The 19,206-nt window shown below is 39.5% G+C and carries 23 protein-coding genes and 1 pseudogene; 9 read left to right on the top strand and 15 right to left on the bottom strand.

What is annotated here, in order from left to right:
- Positions 1 to 112 precede the first annotated feature (112 nt).
- The 5 genes from B0I26_RS05010 to B0I26_RS04990 all read right to left on the bottom strand — a co-directional run bounded on the left by B0I26_RS05010 (position 113) and on the right by B0I26_RS04990 (position 2,569).
- Positions 113 to 454, bottom strand: coding sequence for a hydrolase (locus B0I26_RS05010; protein WP_181502722.1), 342 nt, complete (start codon positions 452 to 454; stop codon positions 113 to 115).
- Between the two features lie 62 nt (positions 455 to 516).
- Positions 517 to 912 (bottom strand): phage holin family protein, encoded by a 396-nt coding sequence (locus tag B0I26_RS05005; protein WP_111644371.1) that lies wholly within the window; start codon positions 910 to 912, stop codon positions 517 to 519.
- Between the two features lie 91 nt (positions 913 to 1,003).
- Positions 1,004 to 1,471 carry an NUDIX hydrolase gene (locus B0I26_RS05000; protein ID WP_111644370.1) on the bottom strand — a complete coding sequence of 156 codons (468 nt, stop codon included), beginning with the start codon at positions 1,469 to 1,471 and terminating at the stop codon, positions 1,004 to 1,006.
- Between the two features lie 366 nt (positions 1,472 to 1,837).
- Positions 1,838 to 2,029, bottom strand: a complete 192-nt coding sequence (locus B0I26_RS04995) for a polyribonucleotide nucleotidyltransferase (RefSeq protein WP_111644369.1) — start codon at positions 2,027 to 2,029, stop codon at positions 1,838 to 1,840.
- A gap of 99 nt (positions 2,030 to 2,128) precedes the next feature.
- Positions 2,129 to 2,569, bottom strand: coding sequence for a Dps family protein (locus B0I26_RS04990; protein WP_111644368.1), 441 nt, complete (start codon positions 2,567 to 2,569; stop codon positions 2,129 to 2,131).
- Positions 2,570 to 2,824: 255 nt separating this feature from the next.
- Here B0I26_RS04990 and ytzI point away from each other — a divergent pair, with 255 nt between their 5' ends.
- Positions 2,825 to 3,004: a YtzI protein gene (gene ytzI / locus B0I26_RS04985; RefSeq protein WP_111644367.1), complete on the top strand. Its 180-nt coding sequence runs from the start codon at positions 2,825 to 2,827 to the stop codon at positions 3,002 to 3,004.
- 40 nt (positions 3,005 to 3,044) lie between these two features.
- Here ytzI and B0I26_RS04980 read toward each other — a convergent pair whose 3' ends face one another.
- Both B0I26_RS04980 and B0I26_RS04975 read right to left on the bottom strand, forming a co-directional pair.
- A complete protein-coding gene (locus B0I26_RS04980; RefSeq protein ID WP_111644366.1) occupies positions 3,045 to 3,893 on the bottom strand; it encodes a TIGR03943 family putative permease subunit in 849 nt (282 codons plus the stop codon).
- Positions 3,894 to 3,909: 16 nt separating this feature from the next.
- The gene (locus tag B0I26_RS04975; protein ID WP_111644365.1) at positions 3,910 to 4,887 is read right to left on the bottom strand and encodes a permease; all 978 of its coding nucleotides are present in this window, start codon (positions 4,885 to 4,887) and stop codon (positions 3,910 to 3,912) included.
- Positions 4,888 to 5,033: 146 nt separating this feature from the next.
- Between B0I26_RS04975 and B0I26_RS04970 the strand changes: the two genes are divergently transcribed.
- Positions 5,034 to 6,203: an FAD/NAD(P)-binding protein gene (locus B0I26_RS04970; RefSeq protein WP_111644364.1), complete on the top strand. Its 1,170-nt coding sequence runs from the start codon at positions 5,034 to 5,036 to the stop codon at positions 6,201 to 6,203.
- 58 nt (positions 6,204 to 6,261) lie between these two features.
- Here B0I26_RS04970 and B0I26_RS04965 read toward each other — a convergent pair whose 3' ends face one another.
- The gene (locus B0I26_RS04965) at positions 6,262 to 6,735 is read right to left on the bottom strand and encodes an S-ribosylhomocysteine lyase (protein ID WP_111644363.1); all 474 of its coding nucleotides are present in this window, start codon (positions 6,733 to 6,735) and stop codon (positions 6,262 to 6,264) included.
- Positions 6,736 to 6,880: 145 nt separating this feature from the next.
- On the opposite strand from B0I26_RS04965, the gene yidD reads away from it, so the two are divergent.
- Complete coding sequence (gene yidD / locus B0I26_RS04960; protein ID WP_111644362.1) at positions 6,881 to 7,114, top strand: membrane protein insertion efficiency factor YidD; 234 nt, start codon at positions 6,881 to 6,883, stop codon at positions 7,112 to 7,114.
- Between the two features lies 1 nt (position 7,115).
- On the opposite strand, the pseudogene B0I26_RS04955 reads toward yidD, so the two are convergent.
- Positions 7,116 to 7,693, bottom strand: a pseudogene (locus B0I26_RS04955) (beta-class carbonic anhydrase).
- A 133-nt stretch (positions 7,694 to 7,826) separates the two neighbouring features.
- On the opposite strand from B0I26_RS04955, the gene B0I26_RS04950 reads away from it, so the two are divergent.
- Complete coding sequence (locus B0I26_RS04950; RefSeq protein WP_111644361.1) at positions 7,827 to 9,011, top strand: GTP-binding protein; 1,185 nt, start codon at positions 7,827 to 7,829, stop codon at positions 9,009 to 9,011.
- An 89-nt stretch (positions 9,012 to 9,100) separates the two neighbouring features.
- A complete protein-coding gene (locus tag B0I26_RS04945; protein WP_111644360.1) occupies positions 9,101 to 10,096 on the top strand; it encodes a metal ABC transporter substrate-binding protein in 996 nt (331 codons plus the stop codon).
- Between the two features lie 310 nt (positions 10,097 to 10,406).
- On the opposite strand, the gene B0I26_RS04940 is transcribed toward B0I26_RS04945, so the two are convergent.
- Positions 10,407 to 10,658 (bottom strand): type B 50S ribosomal protein L31, encoded by a 252-nt coding sequence (locus tag B0I26_RS04940; RefSeq protein WP_111644359.1) that lies wholly within the window; start codon positions 10,656 to 10,658, stop codon positions 10,407 to 10,409.
- A 250-nt stretch (positions 10,659 to 10,908) separates the two neighbouring features.
- Here B0I26_RS04940 and B0I26_RS04935 point away from each other — a divergent pair, with 250 nt between their 5' ends.
- A complete protein-coding gene (locus B0I26_RS04935; RefSeq protein WP_111644358.1) occupies positions 10,909 to 12,264 on the top strand; it encodes a cytochrome ubiquinol oxidase subunit I in 1,356 nt (451 codons plus the stop codon).
- A gap of 14 nt (positions 12,265 to 12,278) precedes the next feature.
- Positions 12,279 to 13,319 (top strand): cytochrome d ubiquinol oxidase subunit II, encoded by a 1,041-nt coding sequence (locus tag B0I26_RS04930; protein WP_111644357.1) that lies wholly within the window; start codon positions 12,279 to 12,281, stop codon positions 13,317 to 13,319.
- 49 nt (positions 13,320 to 13,368) lie between these two features.
- Here the strand turns inward: B0I26_RS04930 and B0I26_RS04925 are convergent, their stop codons facing one another.
- The 5 genes from B0I26_RS04925 to B0I26_RS04905 form a co-directional block, all read right to left on the bottom strand.
- Positions 13,369 to 15,333, bottom strand: coding sequence for a beta-propeller fold lactonase family protein (locus B0I26_RS04925; RefSeq protein ID WP_111644356.1), 1,965 nt, complete (start codon positions 15,331 to 15,333; stop codon positions 13,369 to 13,371).
- A gap of 67 nt (positions 15,334 to 15,400) precedes the next feature.
- Positions 15,401 to 17,482: a hypothetical protein gene (locus B0I26_RS04920; RefSeq protein ID WP_111644355.1), complete on the bottom strand. Its 2,082-nt coding sequence runs from the start codon at positions 17,480 to 17,482 to the stop codon at positions 15,401 to 15,403.
- Positions 17,483 to 17,563: 81 nt separating this feature from the next.
- The gene (locus tag B0I26_RS04915; protein WP_146612795.1) at positions 17,564 to 18,028 is read right to left on the bottom strand and encodes a hypothetical protein; all 465 of its coding nucleotides are present in this window, start codon (positions 18,026 to 18,028) and stop codon (positions 17,564 to 17,566) included.
- On the bottom strand, positions 17,988 to 18,173 hold the full coding sequence (locus B0I26_RS04910) for a hypothetical protein (protein ID WP_111644353.1): 186 nt from the start codon (positions 18,171 to 18,173) through the stop codon (positions 17,988 to 17,990). Before B0I26_RS04910 ends, B0I26_RS04915 begins: the two co-directional genes overlap by 41 nt.
- A 24-nt stretch (positions 18,174 to 18,197) precedes the next feature.
- The gene (locus tag B0I26_RS04905; protein WP_111644352.1) at positions 18,198 to 18,497 is read right to left on the bottom strand and encodes a DUF2325 domain-containing protein; all 300 of its coding nucleotides are present in this window, start codon (positions 18,495 to 18,497) and stop codon (positions 18,198 to 18,200) included.
- A gap of 174 nt (positions 18,498 to 18,671) precedes the next feature.
- On the opposite strand from B0I26_RS04905, the gene B0I26_RS04900 reads away from it, so the two are divergent.
- A complete protein-coding gene (locus B0I26_RS04900) occupies positions 18,672 to 18,833 on the top strand; it encodes a DUF1540 domain-containing protein (RefSeq protein WP_111644351.1) in 162 nt (53 codons plus the stop codon).
- Between the two features lie 83 nt (positions 18,834 to 18,916).
- On the top strand, positions 18,917 to 19,108 hold the full coding sequence (locus B0I26_RS04895) for a hypothetical protein (protein WP_111644350.1): 192 nt from the start codon (positions 18,917 to 18,919) through the stop codon (positions 19,106 to 19,108).
- Positions 19,109 to 19,206 lie beyond the last annotated feature (98 nt).

Here is a 19,206-nt window from a genome sequence, read left to right as displayed (position 1 = left end):
TGACCATCTCACGCGCATTCCACAATATAAGTTCATTTGTGGGAACTGACACTTTACTTTTGAGTCAACCTCCGTCTTATGATAAATAAAACAAGCCACCTAATAAGGTGACCTATTGCTGTTCATTTTCCTCATTTACAAATCCAATTGAACGAATATGCGCCTTTGCTTCTTCATCGCCGAGCCGGTAAATAAGTTGATAAATTTTTTTCAACGTTTCATCATACGCATCATTTTCGCGATCGTAATGATATTGAATATATGGGACATGAGCGCGAAAAAAGTTTTGGATATCGGTTGCATAATTTTGGTCAAAGTATTCCCTTAATCGAATAATTTCTTCATCGGTTGCTTCAATTTTAAAATCCCATGGCGAAGCCGTTTTTACTTGAGAAATTTCACCATGTGCCATCGATACGTAATACGTTTTTTTCTGTTCAGCCACTCGTTTCATCTCCTTTATTCATAGCGCTTATAATTAGTGTGGGTGAACAGAGTAAAATTATGCTCCCGAAGTTATTTAGAACGGTCTTTCAACATTTCAATTGCTTTAATGAGAAATTCCGGAATCGGTATTCCAGTGCGCGAGGCATTTTCTACTATGGAAATGAACTCATTCACTAAGTAGAAAAAAATCGTCATATCGCGAAGAAGATGGTTGTCCCAACCAATCACTACATCGAGCAAATACGAAACGGCAACCATGATAAAAATGAGCACTTTCTTGGCGATGCCACGAAAACCAACTTGACTTGATAACTTTCCTTCTAAAGCACTTGCGATCACTCCGGTCATATAATCAATGATGACTAAACAAACTAAAATAATGATTAATGAATCCCAACCACCGAGCAAAAATGAAGTGAATGAGCCAATAATGGAAAGGGCTAAAACGATTGGCTGTTTGTCCATAACAACTCCTCATTTCTTTTAATTACGTGCGTTATTTATTGTATGAAGAACAGGGATAAGGAGTTATGGACATTTTGAAAAAATTTTATCTTTACTGCTTAGCGATGATATATTGCGTAGAGCGAGGTAAATTTTTTAATTTTTTTCTTAGAAACAACGGATATAATGTAATTTTCTCAAACTGATTTAGAGGAACCCATCTAAAAATGAGCTGCTTCCCCTCTGTTCCGTTGAAATCACCTTCTTGAAAATACGAGGCGCCATTTTCCGCAGTCACCTTGTAGTACAACCCTAGTTCATGATAGTTCTCTCTATTATATTCAAAAAAGTTTTCAACGATCCAAAGTAATTGATTTACGTTGACTTGAATGCCTAGCTCCTCAGAGATTTCACGTTTAAGACTTGTTTTTGAATCTTCCATCATTCTCACCCTGCCACCAGGAAGAGACCAATGTTCATCTCCAACCATTTTATGTAAAAGAACGTGACCATTTTCAATCCAAACTCCTGCAACGCGATAATTGAAAACAGACTGATTTACTCGAAACACGACATCCACTGCAATTCCCCTATTCTCTTTGGTTATTTTTTAAAATTCCATATTTTTTTATTTTAACATTGATTATGTTTATAAAAAAATAGAGGTTATGTTAAATACCCGTGTTGATATTTAACATGTTCACCGAGAAGTCTTCCACCACTAAGCGAAGTGTAGGTGGGAGAGGTTCATTTAAACAATGAATAGGAAAGGTAATTTGTGAATGTCTTTCAGTTTAAAGGTAAATCAACAATAATAATTAATAAAAAGGCTGTCTCAAGCAAAGTGTCAGCCCCCACACCCATCATATATCGTACGTTACGCTAATCAGTACAGCTATTATGAATGGTGCGTGAGGCCAGCCGATTATGAGACAGCTTTTTTTATTTATACCCGAATATCAAGTTGTTTTCCCAACGTTGGATGCGGTGCCTGTGCGGTATGCTGTGCTTTCGCAAAATCCTCAAGCATCACTGTTGCTTGTGCAGCCTGAGTCGCCATTTGATTTTTAAGCAAACTTAAATTTAACGTATGTTGCAACTCGGAAACTTGTTTTGCCATCATCGAACTAATATTCATCGTTTCCCCTCCTTCCACTTTCATTTTACCATTTATTTCTGCCGAGAAGAGCAAAAAACCACCCCGCAACGAATGTTACGAAAGTGGTTTTTCGCTCAATTATTTTCCAAGAAATGACTTTAACATCCAAACATGCTTTTCTAAGCTTTGATGGATGCCTAAAAGCATGTCTCCTGTTGTTTCATCGCCGACTTCTTCGGCAATTTTCATGCCTTCTTTAAGTTCGCTAATCATTGTTTCAAAATCGGTCACGATCGCACCGACCATTTCCTCGGCTGTTTCCTGACCTGTCGCCTCTTTCACCGAAGCTACTTCCAAACATTCCTTCATTGTCGCCACTGGAGCACCGCCAAGGGCAAGAAGGCGTTCCGCTAACTCATCAATATGTAAGGAAGCCTCATTGTACAACTCTTCAAATTTCGTATGCAATGTAAAAAACTGCGGACCTTTAACAAACCAATGATAATTATGAAGCTTAATGTACAAAACACTCCAGTTTGCAATTTGCTTATTCACGATTTCCGTTAATTGTTTTACCATAGCCATCTCCTCCTGCTAGTTTTTTCACAAAATAAATATGGATAAAATTATATTCCCCAATCTCATGAAAAACATGCTTTTACTACTATCCATTATTATAACACCATTAAAAACCTATAATTACCATTACTCTTATATTCTACAAAAAAATGATCATAAGCTCAATTTATATGTTTTATAAATTATGGGACAACTTTTTCGTGGAAAATGTTAAAATAAACTATTATTACTAGCGAAAAGGAGACACGCTGAACAATGTTCACTATTTTAATCATATCCATTATTATTGTCCTTATTGTTCTCGTTTTAAGTGTAGCAACAACATCAAAAGCTTACAAATACAAACATACGATTGATTCGCTCGACAACAACCCTCATTTGCAAAACAAAAACGATAATACTCAAGAAAATAACGACAAATCACACAATAAATAAAGGATGTCTCTCTTCACGAAAGCCATCCTTTTTCATCTTTCTACAATAAATCTTCATAAATGTACGGTTCGTTCGGCTGCTGTATTTTGTTTATTTCCTTAATTTCGATACATGGAAACACATTTCCTTTATAATTTGTTTGCTTGATTACGCCTATTACCTTCACCCATTCATCGTTGACAATCGATTTCAAGTGCTTCCCACTAACAAGCATCCCATAGACGGAGGCATCAGCGACACAGCAGGAAATTCCAAATCTGGCAATGACAGCTTTTTCTTTTGCAAAGTCAGGCTCACGGTATACAAATCCTGTAAGTTCCACTTCTTTTCCAATAAAATTCTCCGCATTGTTATGAACAATTTCTAAAGCTGCTAAATAGTTTTCCCGTGTAAAAACTACTTTATCCGCTGCTAACAGCGCTTTTCCGAGCTGGTTTTTATCTACTTTTTCTCCTTTTTCCATCGGAACTTCTTCTATTTGATTACCAAACAGCTGAGAAAAAAACTCCTCTTCATTATCAGATGCTGTTCCTGAGCCCGCCATTCCCCCGAGCTGTATACCGCGCTTGGCAGCAACAGAGCTATCCAATACGTGATTAGAAAAAGTGAACCCTGCGAGAACTGGAAACACAAAGATCACATAAACAACAAACGATTGAAATCGGGCATTACTTTTATGATGTCCACAGCCGCAGCAAACCATATGTTTGTTGTCGCTTCGCCAAATTTGTATAATGCTTAGCATAAACAACGTAATCATAGCAAAATAAAGAAATGGCAGCATCTTTGGTGCAATCAGCTGCTGAATTTGCCCCGTAACGATGAATTTAAACATCAATAATGCAAATCCTAGTAAAATAACGCCGCGTAAAAAGAGATTACCGCTCATCTTCCTTCCTCTCCCTTTAGAACAATGTTTGATATAACAAAACGACAAAGTAAACAACACATGTAAGAACCAATATAAAACCAATCACAAATCTTTTTCGGAAATAGGCGAACAGCATCAACGTATTTTTTAAGTCAAGCATCGGACCGTAAATAAGAAATGCCAAAACCGCTCCTGCGGAAAAGGTGTTTCCAAACGATGCGGCAACGAATGCATCTGCCTCCGAGCAGAGAGATAACACATAAGCAAATCCCATCATAATGAAAGGTGAAACAAGTTCATCCGTTCCGATTTGCAGAAGCACGTTTCGGTTTAGAAATGTTTGCACTAAACTCGCTAAAAACGCCCCAATTAATAAATATTTTCCGGTATCAAAAAATTCGTCGCTTGCATGGTATAATGTCGCCTTCCATTTATTTTCCGTATGAACATGCTCATGCGTTGAAGAGATTTTTGTTTTTAAGGGATTTTTTTGTTTAAACATGCGGTACAAAATCATTCCAACCAAAACAGCTACTAAAAAAGCAAGACCCATCCGGGCAAAAGCCATTTGATTTTTTGCTTGAAACGCATAATAAGTGGAAGCAAAAACAACCGGATTTAAAATCGGCGCACTCATTAAAAAAGTCATGCCGACCGCGGGCGGCATTCCTTTCCTAATCAGCCGCCTCACAATCGGTATAATCGCACATTCACAGACCGGGAAAACGATACCGAAAAAAGCGGCAAAGACAATCGCAACATATGGATTTTTCGGGATCAAGCGCCGCAGTGTATCTTCTGAAATAAACGTTTGAATAAAGGCAGAAACAAACACGCCGATTAAAATAAACGGAATCGCTTCTAAAATAATGCCCAAAAACATCGTGTTCACAATGGCCCATTCTTTTGGCAACGTAAATGTTATTTTGTGCATCTCGTAAAAAAAGAACAAATACAAAAACAACAATAAAAGAAGAAACGCAAAAAAGTCATTAGAAATGGCTCTTTTCATACTCTCTCCCCCATTAAACAAGTTCTCCCTTGTGTTTTTCGCAAGAGTTTCATAAAAATTTATATGTAAATCGTAATGTTTCCTATTATCATATATATAGGTTGTCCGAAAAAATATGACTAAAAAATAAAAAAGGAGTGCGAAAATTGCTTGAATGGCTTATTATTGGCGGAGGAATTCAAGGAACAACGATCGCTACCTTCCTCATCAAAACCGGGAAAGCAAATATAGCAAACCTTCGCGTTCTTGATCCGTATGAGGTTCCGTTAGCGAATTGGACACATTGCACATCCATTATTTCTATGCCATTTTTACGTTCTCCTTCCGTTCATCATATTGACGTCGACCCTTTTAGTCTGCAATCGTTTGTGAAGCAACAACAGATCGCCAAAACAGAAGCGTTTTATGGTCCGTATAAACGACCGTCTCTTGAAATTTTCCAAGAACATTGTCAGCATGTGCTAGCGGAAATTGCATTAGAAAAGGCTTGGCATCAAGGAAGAGCTACAGGATTAAAAAGAAACGGGAACGAATGGGTGGTAACAACAGAAAAAGGAGAAACGCTCAGCGCTAAACGTGTTGTGTTAGCGTTCGGAGTAAGCGAGCAGCATTTCTGGCCGGAATGGGCACATCATCTAAAACAAGAAGGTGGCGCTATTTATCATGTATTTGACCGTGATTTGCCGAACCTTGAGTCATTACGAAACGACATCACGATTATCGGTGGCGGTATTACCGCTGTTCATCTTGCCATTAAACTTGGAGAACTGTATCCCGGCAAAGTTTCGATGATTAAGCGCCATCCATTCCGAATTCATGACTTTGACAGCGATCCTGCTTGGTTAGGACCTCGTAACCAAAAACCTTATCGTATGGTAAAAGATTATAAACGAAGAAGGACAATGATTATAAACGCCAGACATAAAGGTTCTATTCCGCGAGAACTGTACTATCGAATGATTCATTTAGAAAGAAGCGGAAAAATAAAAATAATAAACGATCATATCCAATCAGCGATTATACACAATAAAGAAATGGTTCTCCGTCTCGAACAGAACGGTGTATTTTCCTCCTCATTTATCATTTTAGCAACAGGGTTTGAAACAAAACTGCCGCAAAGCGAGTGGCTTATGCCGCTTATCCGGGAAGAAAAACTAAAATGTGCGGAATGCGGCTATCCAATCGTGACGGAAACATTAGAGTGGGCTCCGAACTTATATGTTGCCGGAGCGCTAGCGGAATTAGAAATCGGGCCTATTTCACGAAATATTTCCGGCGCAAGACAAGCGGCGAAAATTATCGCTAACAGCGTTTAACATAGAACGACTGTAGTAAAAACAATGCCGTTATCCCTTATGGATAACGGCATTGTTTTTATCCAAATACTTTCTTTAATTCTTCTTTATCCTGTTCTAACCAGAAACGCATTAAACGTTTAGCACCTTCTAAGTCATGAAGCTTCGCCTGGCCGCATTGTCTTTCCGTTGCAGCCGGAACTTCTGTTGCATTCAAAGCATCTTTCATTGTCTCTTCAAGCAAATCGATAATTTCGTCTACTGTAGGAGAGCCGCTGACAACTAAATAATAGCCCGTTTGGCAGCCCATTGGCGAAATATCAATAATATCAAAATGGTCATATTTTTCCGCATGTTTGCGAATATTGAACGCAAGCAAATGCTCAAGCGTATGAATCGCATCCGGCTTCATCGCTTGTTTATTTGGCTGGCAAAAACGAATATCAAATTTATTGACAACACCGTCGCTGCCGACTTTATGAACGCCGCAATGTCTCACATATGGTGCTTTTACAGCGCAATGGTCTAGTTCAAAGCTTTCTACTGAAGGCATATAATCACTCCTAAATAAATTTTCTACTTATTATCATACATTGAAATCCGATTTTTTTCATCAACTTAATCAAAATGAACAAACATGACAGCTTTTTCTATCTATGATACAGTTAAATTATACGATAATAGCAGGTGGGGTATACATGCTAAAAAAAATATTCATTGGGCTCATACGCTTTTATCAAATATTCATTTCCCCGTTAAAGCCGCCAACATGCCGTTTTTATCCGACTTGCTCGCACTACGGACTTGAAGCGGTAAAACGGTTTGGCGCCATGAAAGGAGGATGGTTAACAATCAAGCGCATTTTAAAATGCCATCCATTTCATCCCGGCGGATTTGATCCTGTTCCGGAAAAAGTAGAAAAACAAAAATAAACTATTGTTCGTAGCCATTAACGACTAAATCTAATTTTCCTGTATGCGGATCGATAATAAGACCGTGTAAATAAGACCGTGTACAGGAATATTCGCAGGCAACAACGGATGATTTTTCAACATATTTACGCTATGTTTTACACTCTCTTCCACAGAGTCAAAGCCCTTCAGCCAGTTTTCAAGATCGATACCTGAATACTTTAACGTCTCAAGTCTCTCTTTAGGAATGCCTCTTGCGACCATTTTCTCCATGATCGCTTCCGCCTTGATGGCCCCCATGCCGCAATCATAGTGACCAATGACACAAATTTCATCTGCCTTTAGTTCATAAACCGCAACAAGCAAACTTCTCATAATACTCCCAAATGGATGAGAAAGAATAGCTCCTGCTGTTTTAACAATTTTCACATCTCCATTCTTTACGTTCATTGCATGCGGCAATAGTTCAACCAGTCTTGTATCCATGCACGTCAAAATGACTAACTTTTTATTAGGATATTTTGTTGTCTGATACTTTTCATATTCTTTATTTTCAACAAACTTTTTATTATACTCAAGAATTTCCGTTAACAAATTCATGACAAGTCTCCCCCTAAAACACGTTTTGAAAATAATATAGCATAACAGTTGCTCTTTTCCTACTTTTCTTGTATGATTAACAATGTTAAATCGTAATGTTTACGATTTATATAAAAGAGAGGAGCAAACTAAGATGAACAAAATTCCGATTACTGTATTAAGCGGTTATTTAGGCTCGGGAAAAACAACCCTTTTGAATCATATTTTGCATAACCGTGAAGGAAAGAAAATCGCTGTCATTGTTAACGATATGAGCGAAGTAAACATTGATGCAGAACTCATTAAGCAAGGCGGTTTTTCCCGCACCGAAGAAAAGCTTGTTCAAATTCAAAATGGCTGCATCTGCTGTACATTGCGTGAAGATTTAATGAAAGAAGTAGAAAAATTAGTTGATGCCGGCGGGATTGATTACATTGTCATCGAATCTTCAGGAATTAGTGAGCCAATTCCAGTAGCGCAAACATTTACATACATTGACGAAGAGCTAGGAATTGACCTAACAAAAAAATGCCGCTTGGATACGATGGTAACAGTTGTTGACGCGAATCGCTTTTGGGTTGATTTTGCCTCGGGTGAGAGCTTGCTTGACCGAAAACAAGCTGTTGACGAAACGGATACACGTGAAGTAGTAGACTTGCTGATTGATCAAATCGAATTTGCCAATGTGATTTTACTCAATAAAGTTGACCTTATAAGCCCTGAAGATGCAAAAGAACTTGAAGGAGTATTAAAAAAGTTAAACCCGGAAGCAAAAATTATCCAAACGACATTTGGTCAAGTGCCATTAGACGAAATTTTAAACACCCATTTATTCGACTTTGAAAAAGCAAGCCAAGCTGCAGGCTGGATTAAAGAATTGAACGAAGAACATACTCCAGAAACAGAAGAATACGGTATTTCTTCGTTTGTTTACCGCAGAAGACGTCCGTTCCATCCAGAACGTTTCATGAATTGGCTTGAAAATTGGCCGATTGAAGTTGTTCGTGCCAAAGGCTTTTTCTGGCTCGCCTCAAGAAATGACATGTGCGGTCTTTTATCGCAGGCGGGAACATCCATTATGATGCAAGGAGCCGGTGAATGGATCGCTGTTTATCCGGAAGAAGAACGTCAGCAAATCCTTAAAGAAGACCCTGAGTTGCTCGCTAAGTGGGATGAAACATATGGCGATCGCATGACGGAACTCGTCTTTATCGGCATTGACATGAATCGCGAAGAGATTGAAACGTCTTTAGATAAATGTTTGCTGACAGATGAGGAAATGAAACAAGATTGGACAGCATTTTTAGACTTACTTCCTAAATTCACCGTTACCCAATAAATCTATTATTCCAGTTCACAAATCGTAACTATTACGATATAATAAGGAAGAGTTTTTTCGTAAAGTATAATGATAGAAAGGAGCTTAACATGAAAGCGAAATCATTCGTTTTATCCCTTTTACTTGCAGGCTCTGCTTTTTTGTACGGATGCAACGCTCAAACAAATAACGATGAGCCAAAAAAAGCAAATGACGCTTTAATGATTTATACGACTGTTTATCCATTACAAAACTTTGCGTCCAAAATCGGAGGAGAATATGTGAACGTACAAAGCGTTTATCCTCCGGGAGTCGAGGCGCATACGTTTGAACCGACAACAAAAATGATGAAAGAATTAGCAGATGCCGATGCCTTTATTTATGTTGGCGAAGGAATGGAAGGATTCGTTGATCAAGCGATTAAAACATTAAAAAATGAAGATATAAAATTAGTCGAAGGCGCGAAAGGAATCGAGCTTCTCGATTCAACTCACAAACACCATGATGAAGGTGAGGATGAACACGACCATTCAGAAGACGCTGACGAACATGAAGGAACTCATGAAGACGAGCATCACCATGGCGATAAAGACCCACATGTTTGGTTAGACCCTGTGCGTTCGATTACGATTGCAGAAAATATTAAAAATGCACTTGTAGAGTTAAAACCGGAAGCAAAAGACACATTTGAGAAAAACTTCGCTGCTTTGAAAAAAGATTTAGAAGAGCTAGATCAACAATTTCAAACAGTCGTGAAAGAAGCACCTAAAAAAGAAATTCTCGTTTCCCACGCGGCATATGGTTATTGGGAAGAAAGATATGGGATCGAACAAATAAGCGTTGCCGGTCTTTCGCCAACAAACGAACCGTCGCAAAAAGAATTGGCGAACATTATTAAAACGGCCAAACAACATGGCATTCAATATATTCTCTTTGAACAAAATGTAACTCCAAAAGTAGCTGAAGTCGTCAAAAATGAAATTGGTGCCGAGGCGCTCCGCCTTCATAACTTAGAATCATTAACAGATGAAGATGTTCAAAAGAACAAAGACTATATGACAATTATGAAAGAAAACTTGGAAGTGTTGAAAAAAGCATTACACTAAACCAGCCTGCCATGATAGGCTGGTATTTTTTCTTTTTTCCCCCATTATTATCGTAATAACTTGCGACATGCAGCTAATTCCCCGATTGTTCAGCCATGTCCTTTCTGGATAAACAATGACCACACAAGCATTTTGTTATCTCCCATTACATCTTGTTTGCGTTGTATACACCTTGCGAGTAAATTTCTTCACAAATCGCTTGCGTTATTCCTTTTCCCCCTCCCCATATAACTCAAACCATTGCATGCCTCCATTTTGAACAGTCTCATACATATTGAAAGCTGTTGAAACAATGTCAACAGCTTTTTCATTATTTTTGTTTCATATTGAATTTTTGCATAAAGCGTTCTGCACGGCCGCCGCGCTCAGCAAATTTTTGCTTGCCTGTGTAGAACGGATGCGTATCAGAGCTGATTTCCACTTTGATAAGCGGATATGTGTTCCCGTCTTCCCACTCGATTGTTTCATTGGACGTTTTTGTCGAACCGCTTAAAAATTTATAACCGCTGTTTATATCCATAAATACAACTTTTTGATAATGAGGGTGAATACCCGGTTTCATTTTCTCGTGATCCTCCTCAATCTTCAAGTATAATCGTAATTATTACGATTTATCTAACAGTCTTATTCTACACGAAATTTAAATCACCTGTCAACGTTTCAGTCATGCAAAAATCATCGAATCATAATGGATACGCTTTGCAAAAGTATTTTATATACAGCTTGTAAATTAAATGGCATTGAGAATATTTATTGAAAAAATCTGGATAATAAGGATAAGTCATCAAACAAACGAAAGGAATGTTTTATCAATGGATGATTTAGTCATCGCCCGCAGCCTGTTTGGAACGACAATGGCCTTTCATATTATTTTTGCCACTTTAGGTGTTGGTATTCCGCTTATGGTTCTGTTTGCTGAACTGCTTTATCAAAAAACAAAAGATCGTGATTATGCAGTGATGGCGAACCGTTGGACAAAAAGTTTAGCGGTTTTGCTTGGCGTCGCGATTCCTTCCGGTACCATTGCCGGTGTTCAACTTTCTCTCTTATGGCCTGGATTTATGGAGGTTATCGGAAGAGTCATGTCACTTCCTTTCCAAATTGAAATATACGCATTCTTTGTTGAGGCATTATTTATGTCGATTTATGTCTATGCTGCTGATCGCATTTCATCTTGGATGAGGATTTTAAGCGTTACCCTTGTGGCGATTGGCGCAAGTGCGTCAGCGATTTTAATTACAAACGTTCACGCTTTCGAAGGGACACCTGCGGGCTTTCGCATTGAAAACGGGGAAATTGTTGATGTCGACCCTTGGGCCGCCTTCTTTAATCCGAGCTTTTTTGTAACAGCTGGCCATGTCGTTGTTTCCGCCTTTATGACCGGTGCGTTTGTCATCGCTTCGATTGCCGCCTACAAAATGTTGCGAGAAAAACATAATCAAAGAGTGTATCAATTTCATCGCAAAGCATTAATGCTTGGGCTTACGATGGGAGGCATTTTTTCGCTTCTGACAGCTTTAAATGGGCACGAATCGGCGCAGCTATTGCACGAGTATCAGCCGGAAAAGCTTGCCGCGGCGGAAGGGTTGTTTGAAACCCAATCCCATGCCCCGCTTGCCATCGGCGGATATACGGACCGCGAAACGCAATCGGTTAAATGGTCAATTGAAATCCCTTGGCTTCTCAGTTTTCTTGCCGGCAACAGCTTTGATACGGTTATAAGAGGACTGAACGATTTTCCTGAAGAATGGTGGCCGCCATTGTTTGTGCATACGTTATTTAACGCGATGGTCGGCATCGGTATGCTATTACTCCTTTTCTCTATTATCGGATTTATTTGGAATAAAATCATGAAACGAAATACGTTTCCTCGTCCGCTTATGTGGGGATTTATCGCCGCTGGTCCGCTTTCCATGCTCGCGATTGAGTTCGGCTGGATTTTTGCCTGCACAGGAAGACAACCTTGGGTCATTTACCGAATGATGAAAACAGCAGATGCCGTAACGCAAACAGGGAATTTAGCGATGCTGTTCATTTTGTTTACCATTGTCTACGTTATATTGGGCATTTCTGTCGTTCTTGTATTAAGGTATTACTTTCATCGTCATCCTGTCATGAATGAATTAGATAAGCATTCGAATGACAATTCAAGTAACTTTGCGCAATAAGGAGTTTATAAAACATGACAAATGAATTAATTGCGATTACCTTACTATGGGGATTTATTTTCATCTATGCCGTCATGGCAACAATGGATTTTGGCGCTGGCTTTTGGTCAATGGTTTATATGAACCGGGAAAAGACGAAAGCGACCAACATTGCGAACCGCTATTTATCTCCTACATGGGAGGTAACGAATGTTTTTATTGTTGCGATTGTTGTGGCACTTTTTAGTTTTTTTCCTGGAGCAACCTTTCTTTTAGGAACGGTACTTCTTATTCCGGGAAGCATTATTTTACTTCTGCTTGCCATTCGCAGCGCGTTTCTCGTTTTCGCTCATATTGCCAAAGAATACAAAAAGGCACTTACATACATTTCCGGAATTAGCGGCATTATCATTCCCGCCTTGCTCATTAGCGTGCTGCCCATTACTCATGGCGGATTTATCGAAACAGTTGACGGAGTGGCGAGACTGCGGATGGATAAGTTATTCACAAGTCCGCACGAATATGCATTTATCGGCTTTGCGATTTCGAGTACGCTGTTCCTTTCTTCATTGCTGCTTGCCGACTACTCGAACGCAGCCAATGAATTGGAAGCATATCAGATTTATCGCCGTGATGCTCTTATTCTTGGTCCCATTTCACTACTTATGGCATTGTTCATCATGTTAACGATGCAAAACGAAGCGGCGTGGCTTTATAAACGAATGATGAATTATTTTCCTTGGATTATTGGCTCCATTGCCATGTTTTTTGTCGCGGGTATCGCTTTATTTTTACCATCAACAAAACATACAACAGTAAGAGGAAGACCACGTCTAGCAGTTGTTGCTATTGTCGTTCAATATTTTTTTGCAAGCTACGCCTACGGAAAAGCGCATTTACCATACATGATTTATCCGGATGTGACCATTCAATCAGGGTTTACCCATCCAAACACATTTCGCGCACTCTTTATATCCTATATAGTCGGATTCGTCATTCTTTTTCCTGGTTTTATCTACTTCTGGCGGCTGTTTATGAAAGACAAACGCTATCTTCAGCAAAACGACCCATCATAAACAGGAAAACAAAAAGCCTCTTTGGAACGTCCAAAGAGGCTCACTTTAATTATTCAATTGAGCGTACGTATTCGGCGATGGCGGCAATTTCCCCACTAGTTAAAGTGGAAACTTCTTTTGTTTTGTGACGCTGAATCGCTTCTTCAATTGTTTTGGCGCTGCCGTCATGCAAGTAAGGGGCAGTCGCCCAAACGCCGCGCAACGTCGGCGTATCCCACTGTTTCGGCGTGCGCGGATTTGTAAAGTTAGCTCTCGCATCTCCTTGTGAAGCACGATCGTTTGGATTGGCTGTGCCAATGTCATGAAGGTAGTTTGTGTTATCCGTTGTTAACTTTCCTGATTCGTCCGTTGCCTTTATACTGTCTGTAAAATACTCCCCGCTATGGCAGCTTAAACAATTTCCTTTTCCGTTAAACAGCTTTTCTCCTTCTTTTGCTTTTGCTGTTAAAGCGCCATTTTTCGCGCGATATGGGCTTTTCGGCACAGGAAATGAATTCGGATCATCTAAATACGCTAGTATCGCATCATACATATGCTGCACCTCCGGCGTCAGCGGCTTCCCTGGATCGATGTTCATCATTCCGCCCATTTCATTTTGCACCGTATGAATATAGTCGGTAAAATCATCGCGAGAGCCATCCCACATAAACAATCCCGTTTTCGTTGTAACAATATTGCTTGGGACATTGCGCGGTCCTTTCGGCGTTAAAAGCGTCAGTTTATTCATATCACCGTCACTATGACAGGAAGCACAGCTCATCCAATTGTTTCCCGTAATATTTGCGGCAAATTCATCGCTGTTTGCGCTGTAAAAAATCGTTTTTCCCTCCCGCACTAAAGGTGATAACGAATCTTTCTCAATTAATGAAATATTTCCTTTAATCGCTTTTGCTTTTGCGTATGGACTTTTTCCTCCCGTATCAATCACCGCGATATCGTGGCTCATCGCATTATGAACAAATAACGTTTTTCCGTCCGGCGAAATCACAATGCCGCGCGGATTGTTTCCTTCAATTCGGCGCAAAATTTGCGTTGCATTGCCGCCCCTCTCTAAATCGAACACAACTAAATCTTCACTTCCGGACATGATCGCATACGCTTTGCTTCCATCTGGCTGAAAAGCAATATCATATGGATTGGACACAACGATTGTCTCATTTTTTACATCTAATACATTTATCTCCTCAAACAGCTCTTTCCGCTCTTCAACCATCTCTTCATCTTTCTCTAGATCAATGACGGAAATGGCCGGAAAAACCGTTTCCTCAAAATGAATCGGCGTATCAATATTTGTTAATAAATGCGGCACGTAGGCCTTTTTCCCATCCGGAGCAATCACGAACTGCTCAAGCGTGTTCGGAATGCCCTGGCTTTTTTTGCGGTCCGCTTTATCAGGTGACGGCGCTAACGCGATTTCTTTCAACACCTTATCTTTTTTCGTATCAATCACAGTAATTTTCGCATCCAAATAATGCGGCACATATAATTTTTTCCCGTCCGCCGTAATTGTCACCGTACGCGGACGGTCGCCAATTTGAATCTCCTTCTTCTTTTTCCCTGTTGCCAAATCAAAAACAGACAGCGTTCCCAAACGATAATTGGCGACATACAGCGTTGTTCCGTCTTGGCTTGTTACAAGTCCGAACGGTTCAATCCCTGTTTTTAAGTGGCCGATCACTTTTTGATTCTCCAGCGAAATGACATCGACACGATTATCATACATACATGATACATATAAAAATCGTTCATCCGGACTTAATGTAAGTTGTCTCGGTTCCTTACCTACTCGTATTTCCGTTTTTTTCTTTTTCGTCTTTGCATCAATGATCGACACCGAATTGACATCAATATTGGCAACATACAACGTATCTCCTTTTTTATTCATCACGATATTGTCGCTGTGAACGGCATAATCACGTGTCACTTTTTGTTCTGACTTAAACATCGGCGCTGCCTGACATCCTGCAAGCAACAAAAATAAACTAAGAACTCCAACAAGTCGGCTCCGTTTCATCTCCTGCTCCCTACTTTTCAAAAAATTGAATAAACAGAAGCGGCAAATCACAATGATTGCCGCTTTTTTAACGATTTTTCTTTACTTCCACGCTCACTAAAATCGGTGCAATTCCGTACTTCCCATGACCTGCTTGAATTTGCGGCACGTGATCGCCGTCGGTGTTGCCTGACTGATCACCTTTTATATACACATCTCCTGTATCCCAAAACTCACTTGCCTGCATGCCTTCCTCTAAGCTCGGTCCATCAATAATATTATTATAAAAATCAACATAGCGCGAAATAATCGTTTCCCGCTCCAAGGCGCTTAACGGTTGATCGCCTTCCGCATTATTTAAGTTTGTAATAGCGACGCGGAATACGCCTGACAACGCTCCAGCGAGAAATGGCGTATATTTCATTTCATCTTTTCCCGTTTTATAAACATGTAATTGTTTGTCCCAAAAATGTTTGTCCATTGCTTGATAAATTGTCCTCGCCGCGTCGCGGTATTGTTCATTTTTCGTTGCTAAAAATGCAGCCGTTAAACCGCGAATCGCTCCAAGCTGTGCCATCAGCGTCGGCTCCGATTTGTCAGGACCTTCGCCAATCACAAATCCGTTTGCAACAAGGCCGTCTTTTCTCATTAATTGTCCGATGATAAAGTCTGCTTGTTTCTTAATTAGTTCAAGGGCGCGTTTTCCTTCCGGAGTATTTAGCCCTTGCGCTTCTTCACCGCTCGCGTAACCGACAGGCAAACCATCGATCGCGCGTTCAAAAATACGCAACGCTTCAATCGTATATCCCGCTTGGAATGTATCTACTCTCTTCCCTTGTTCTATACCGTTATGTTCTTCAACGAAAGCGCCAACTTCATTATTGAAGTGCATCGTGTCAATATTTTTAAATACTTGCAGCAAAACATCGCGATTGACCGAATAAGGATCATTGGAAACAACATCGTTTGCTGGATTGTCATCAATATTTTCTTTCGCCGCACTTGGATATGGCGCCCCATCAAATACCGCTAAAAAGGCTGGATTTTGATTTTTATTGGCTGGACGTTGATCCGTCATGCCATAAAATTCAGAAGCCGGCCAAAGCATAAGCCATTGATCTTGAAGCATGCTTCGACTATCTTCTACGATCAATTCTTTTGCATTCGGCGCCAACTCGTCACCGTTCTCGACGACTGTAATTTTATGCGGCAAATAGACAAGCCCTTTCGCCGGATCATAGTGGCTGCCTGCTGCTTTCGTTAACGCTTGTTGCTTCGCATCATAAAATAAACGGTCACGTACAAAATTTAATTTATTCCAAATCTCCTCGGTTAAAATCATCCCTTGCATGCCATCCGCGGAGCTGACGCCTAATGCGATATTTTCGTCTTTGTCATCATTCGGTGTTTGCGCTTCCAACTCTTCATCTTTGTCTATCGTGTGAAATGCTCCTAAAAAGTCTCCCGCCCATAACGCTTGTTTTAAAAATACCGCACCATAAGCGGACGGATTTAAAACTTTATCCATTTTACCTCGATCCCAACGCAATGATTGGAAATCGACTTGATAAACAGGCACATACGTTTTATCATCGTTCTCAGCATATACTTCGGTATCCACTTTTTTTACATAGTGAGGATCACCGCTTGCATATTCAATCATTGTCGGAAACATGTTGCGAAAAATTTCCTCGCGCGGATAACCGACACTGTCAGCCAATTCATAAAATCTCTCGGCTAACGCTTCATGACTTGGCTTGCTTGTTTTTTTCGCAAACTCCGCCGTCACTGGACCATGAATTAAATGAAGTCCAAGACCTGACTTCTCTGTCACCTCATACATCGCTTCCTCGGAGTACTCGTACGATTCAACGCCGGCCGTATAATCAAACTTCGTTGGTTTGTCTAGTTTGCGAACATCCAATACGTCTAAGTCAAGGCCGAGGCTTTCCGCCAATGGCTCTCCGGATAGCTCAAATTCAGAATAAGCAAACATATTGCCGGCTGTATCAAACGTGTAATCGATAACCGGTACTTTTATATTCGCAGCCGATTCTTTCCCTTTTTTATCCGCCTCAGCCGATTTTTCACTCGGCGTACAGGCTGATGTTAAAAGCAATGATGACATAAGCGCCGCTGCGGTCATCACTTTCCATGGTTTATTTTTCACAAATATCCCCTCTCCACAAATGATTTTCATTCTCAATTATTTATTTTAAAAAAATATCTACAAAACGTAAATATAAAATGTTTATACCACTAGAAATTTTTGTTTCAGAAAAAAGGAATTTTTCCAGCTCATCGTTTGTAATGCTTGTTTATAATCTTGTTCTGCAATCGTAACAACGCGGCATGTTCCATTTAATAAAGAATAAAACTCAATTTTTTCCGGAAGTTTTTGAAATAATTCCTTACAAATAATGAGCGCCGCCTGTTTATAACGGTTTTCAAATTGTTCATCTTCGTCAAGCATAAACTTTCTAATCGTATAACCTTCGTTCTCTGAGTAACCAACGTCAATGTCAATAATGATTTTTGCTTTTAACTGCTTTGATATATATTCCATTCGCTCAAATAACAGAAAAGGCCGACAATTTCCGTCACGCAACGGATGAAGAAAGCGGAGAAGATGATCAAGCATTTTAGCCAGTACGATATAATAATGAGCTGATGAATCAAATAAATTTTCGTCGATTCGCTTCCACGTTTGTTCCACTAGCTTTTAATAATAAGGATGCTGACCGTCGCGAAGGAGAGGTTTGATAATATTTTGCGATAATCTTTTTTACTGCTGCTTCGACAGCTTGTTTCCAACTTTCACAGCATTCTTTATTCATTTCATTATGTAAATCCTTTTTCATGAAAAAACCTCCGCTAATAACCGCTTAATTCGCCTTTTTTTCTGTTTCCATTTTTTGAATAACTTGGTGAATAGAACTCCACGAACGTTTGACAAAATAAATCGGCTTTTCCTGATTTTTCGCTTTTTGCTTAATCACCTTTGCAAGGTTATGGTTAATGTAATCCGTCATTACAAAAATGATATCAATATGCTCAGGAATTTCCCTTTTAACCATATTCACTTTCCGGCCATCTAAATGAATAATCTCTTTGAAACCAGAATTCATTAATTTATCTGTAATATTTCCTAAATGATCCGCTCCAACAACGAGTAAAGATGACATGTCGCTCCCTCCATCATTTTTCAGTTATCTGCTTTTATTCTAATTGAGAATGATTATCTATGTCAATGATAATGATAAACATTATCATGAAATTACTTATTATTTCCGTTATAACTTTTTTTAAAACACACAAACTAATGATGAATTTTACTTGTAAATGGAGGGGAATAAAAAATGGCAAAAGATGTACTTTGTGAAGTAAAAAACTGTCAATATTGGGCACAAGGAAATAAATGCAGCGCTGAATCCATTTATGTTGTCAGCCACGCTGGAAAAATGGCGTCTGACTCATCTGAAACGGATTGTAAAACATTCATTCCTAATACAGGATTGTAAACCGTCATGATCCTTTGGCAGCTTATTTCTCGTTGCCAAAGGGTCACTATACATAATCATAATCGGAAGAAGGGCAGTGTGCGATGGTGAAAAAAGACAGCTTAATCAAAGCCTTTAAAGAAGAAGTGAGACGTTCAAATGAAATGACATTCCCTATCTGTGTTGATTCATTTACAAACTTGTGGCAATACGAGTTTGGCACACTAGACGGCTTACCGAAAGAAGTGGAAGATTTAATCGCTTACCGCGCGATTGAATTAGGATTGATGGAATAACGAGTAAAACTCAAAAAGGGGGATCGATTAAGACCCCCCTTTATTGTTTACGATATGTTTATTTGCGGATTGTAATTTAATTAAGTAATTTCCACAAA

Origin of the sequence: Paranoxybacillus vitaminiphilus (assembly GCF_003259935.1) — a bacterium.
Taxonomy (GTDB): Bacteria; Bacillota; Bacilli; order Bacillales; family Anoxybacillaceae; genus Paranoxybacillus; species Paranoxybacillus vitaminiphilus.
The sequence above is the reverse complement of the archived record's forward strand: the minus strand, read 5'-3'. Positions and strand labels throughout refer to the sequence as shown.

Bases quoted from the DNA above. Each gene is read 5' to 3' on its own strand.
- B0I26_RS05010 (WP_181502722.1), bottom strand. From the start codon at position 454: ATGAAACGAGTGGCTGAACAGAAAAAAACGTATTACGTATCGATGGCA.
- B0I26_RS05005 (WP_111644371.1), bottom strand. From the start codon at position 912: ATGGACAAACAGCCAATCGTTTTAGCCCTTTCCATTATTGGCTCATTC.
- B0I26_RS04995 (WP_111644369.1), bottom strand. From the start codon at position 2,029: ATGAATATTAGTTCGATGATGGCAAAACAAGTTTCCGAGTTGCAACAT.
- B0I26_RS04990 (WP_111644368.1), bottom strand. From the start codon at position 2,569: ATGGTAAAACAATTAACGGAAATCGTGAATAAGCAAATTGCAAACTGG.
- ytzI (WP_111644367.1), top strand. From the start codon at position 2,825: ATGTTCACTATTTTAATCATATCCATTATTATTGTCCTTATTGTTCTC.
- B0I26_RS04980 (WP_111644366.1), bottom strand. From the start codon at position 3,893: ATGAGCGGTAATCTCTTTTTACGCGGCGTTATTTTACTAGGATTTGCA.
- B0I26_RS04975 (WP_111644365.1), bottom strand. From the start codon at position 4,887: ATGAAAAGAGCCATTTCTAATGACTTTTTTGCGTTTCTTCTTTTATTG.
- B0I26_RS04965 (WP_111644363.1), bottom strand. From the start codon at position 6,735: ATGCCTTCAGTAGAAAGCTTTGAACTAGACCATTGCGCTGTAAAAGCA.
- yidD (WP_111644362.1), top strand. From the start codon at position 6,881: ATGCTAAAAAAAATATTCATTGGGCTCATACGCTTTTATCAAATATTC.
- B0I26_RS04950 (WP_111644361.1), top strand. From the start codon at position 7,827: ATGAACAAAATTCCGATTACTGTATTAAGCGGTTATTTAGGCTCGGGA.
- B0I26_RS04945 (WP_111644360.1), top strand. From the start codon at position 9,101: ATGAAAGCGAAATCATTCGTTTTATCCCTTTTACTTGCAGGCTCTGCT.
- B0I26_RS04940 (WP_111644359.1), bottom strand. From the start codon at position 10,658: ATGAAACCGGGTATTCACCCTCATTATCAAAAAGTTGTATTTATGGAT.
- B0I26_RS04935 (WP_111644358.1), top strand. From the start codon at position 10,909: ATGGATGATTTAGTCATCGCCCGCAGCCTGTTTGGAACGACAATGGCC.
- B0I26_RS04930 (WP_111644357.1), top strand. From the start codon at position 12,279: ATGACAAATGAATTAATTGCGATTACCTTACTATGGGGATTTATTTTC.
- B0I26_RS04925 (WP_111644356.1), bottom strand. From the start codon at position 15,333: ATGAAACGGAGCCGACTTGTTGGAGTTCTTAGTTTATTTTTGTTGCTT.
- B0I26_RS04910 (WP_111644353.1), bottom strand. From the start codon at position 18,173: ATGAAAAAGGATTTACATAATGAAATGAATAAAGAATGCTGTGAAAGT.
- B0I26_RS04905 (WP_111644352.1), bottom strand. From the start codon at position 18,497: ATGTCATCTTTACTCGTTGTTGGAGCGGATCATTTAGGAAATATTACA.
- B0I26_RS04900 (WP_111644351.1), top strand. From the start codon at position 18,672: ATGGCAAAAGATGTACTTTGTGAAGTAAAAAACTGTCAATATTGGGCA.
- B0I26_RS04895 (WP_111644350.1), top strand. From the start codon at position 18,917: ATGGTGAAAAAAGACAGCTTAATCAAAGCCTTTAAAGAAGAAGTGAGA.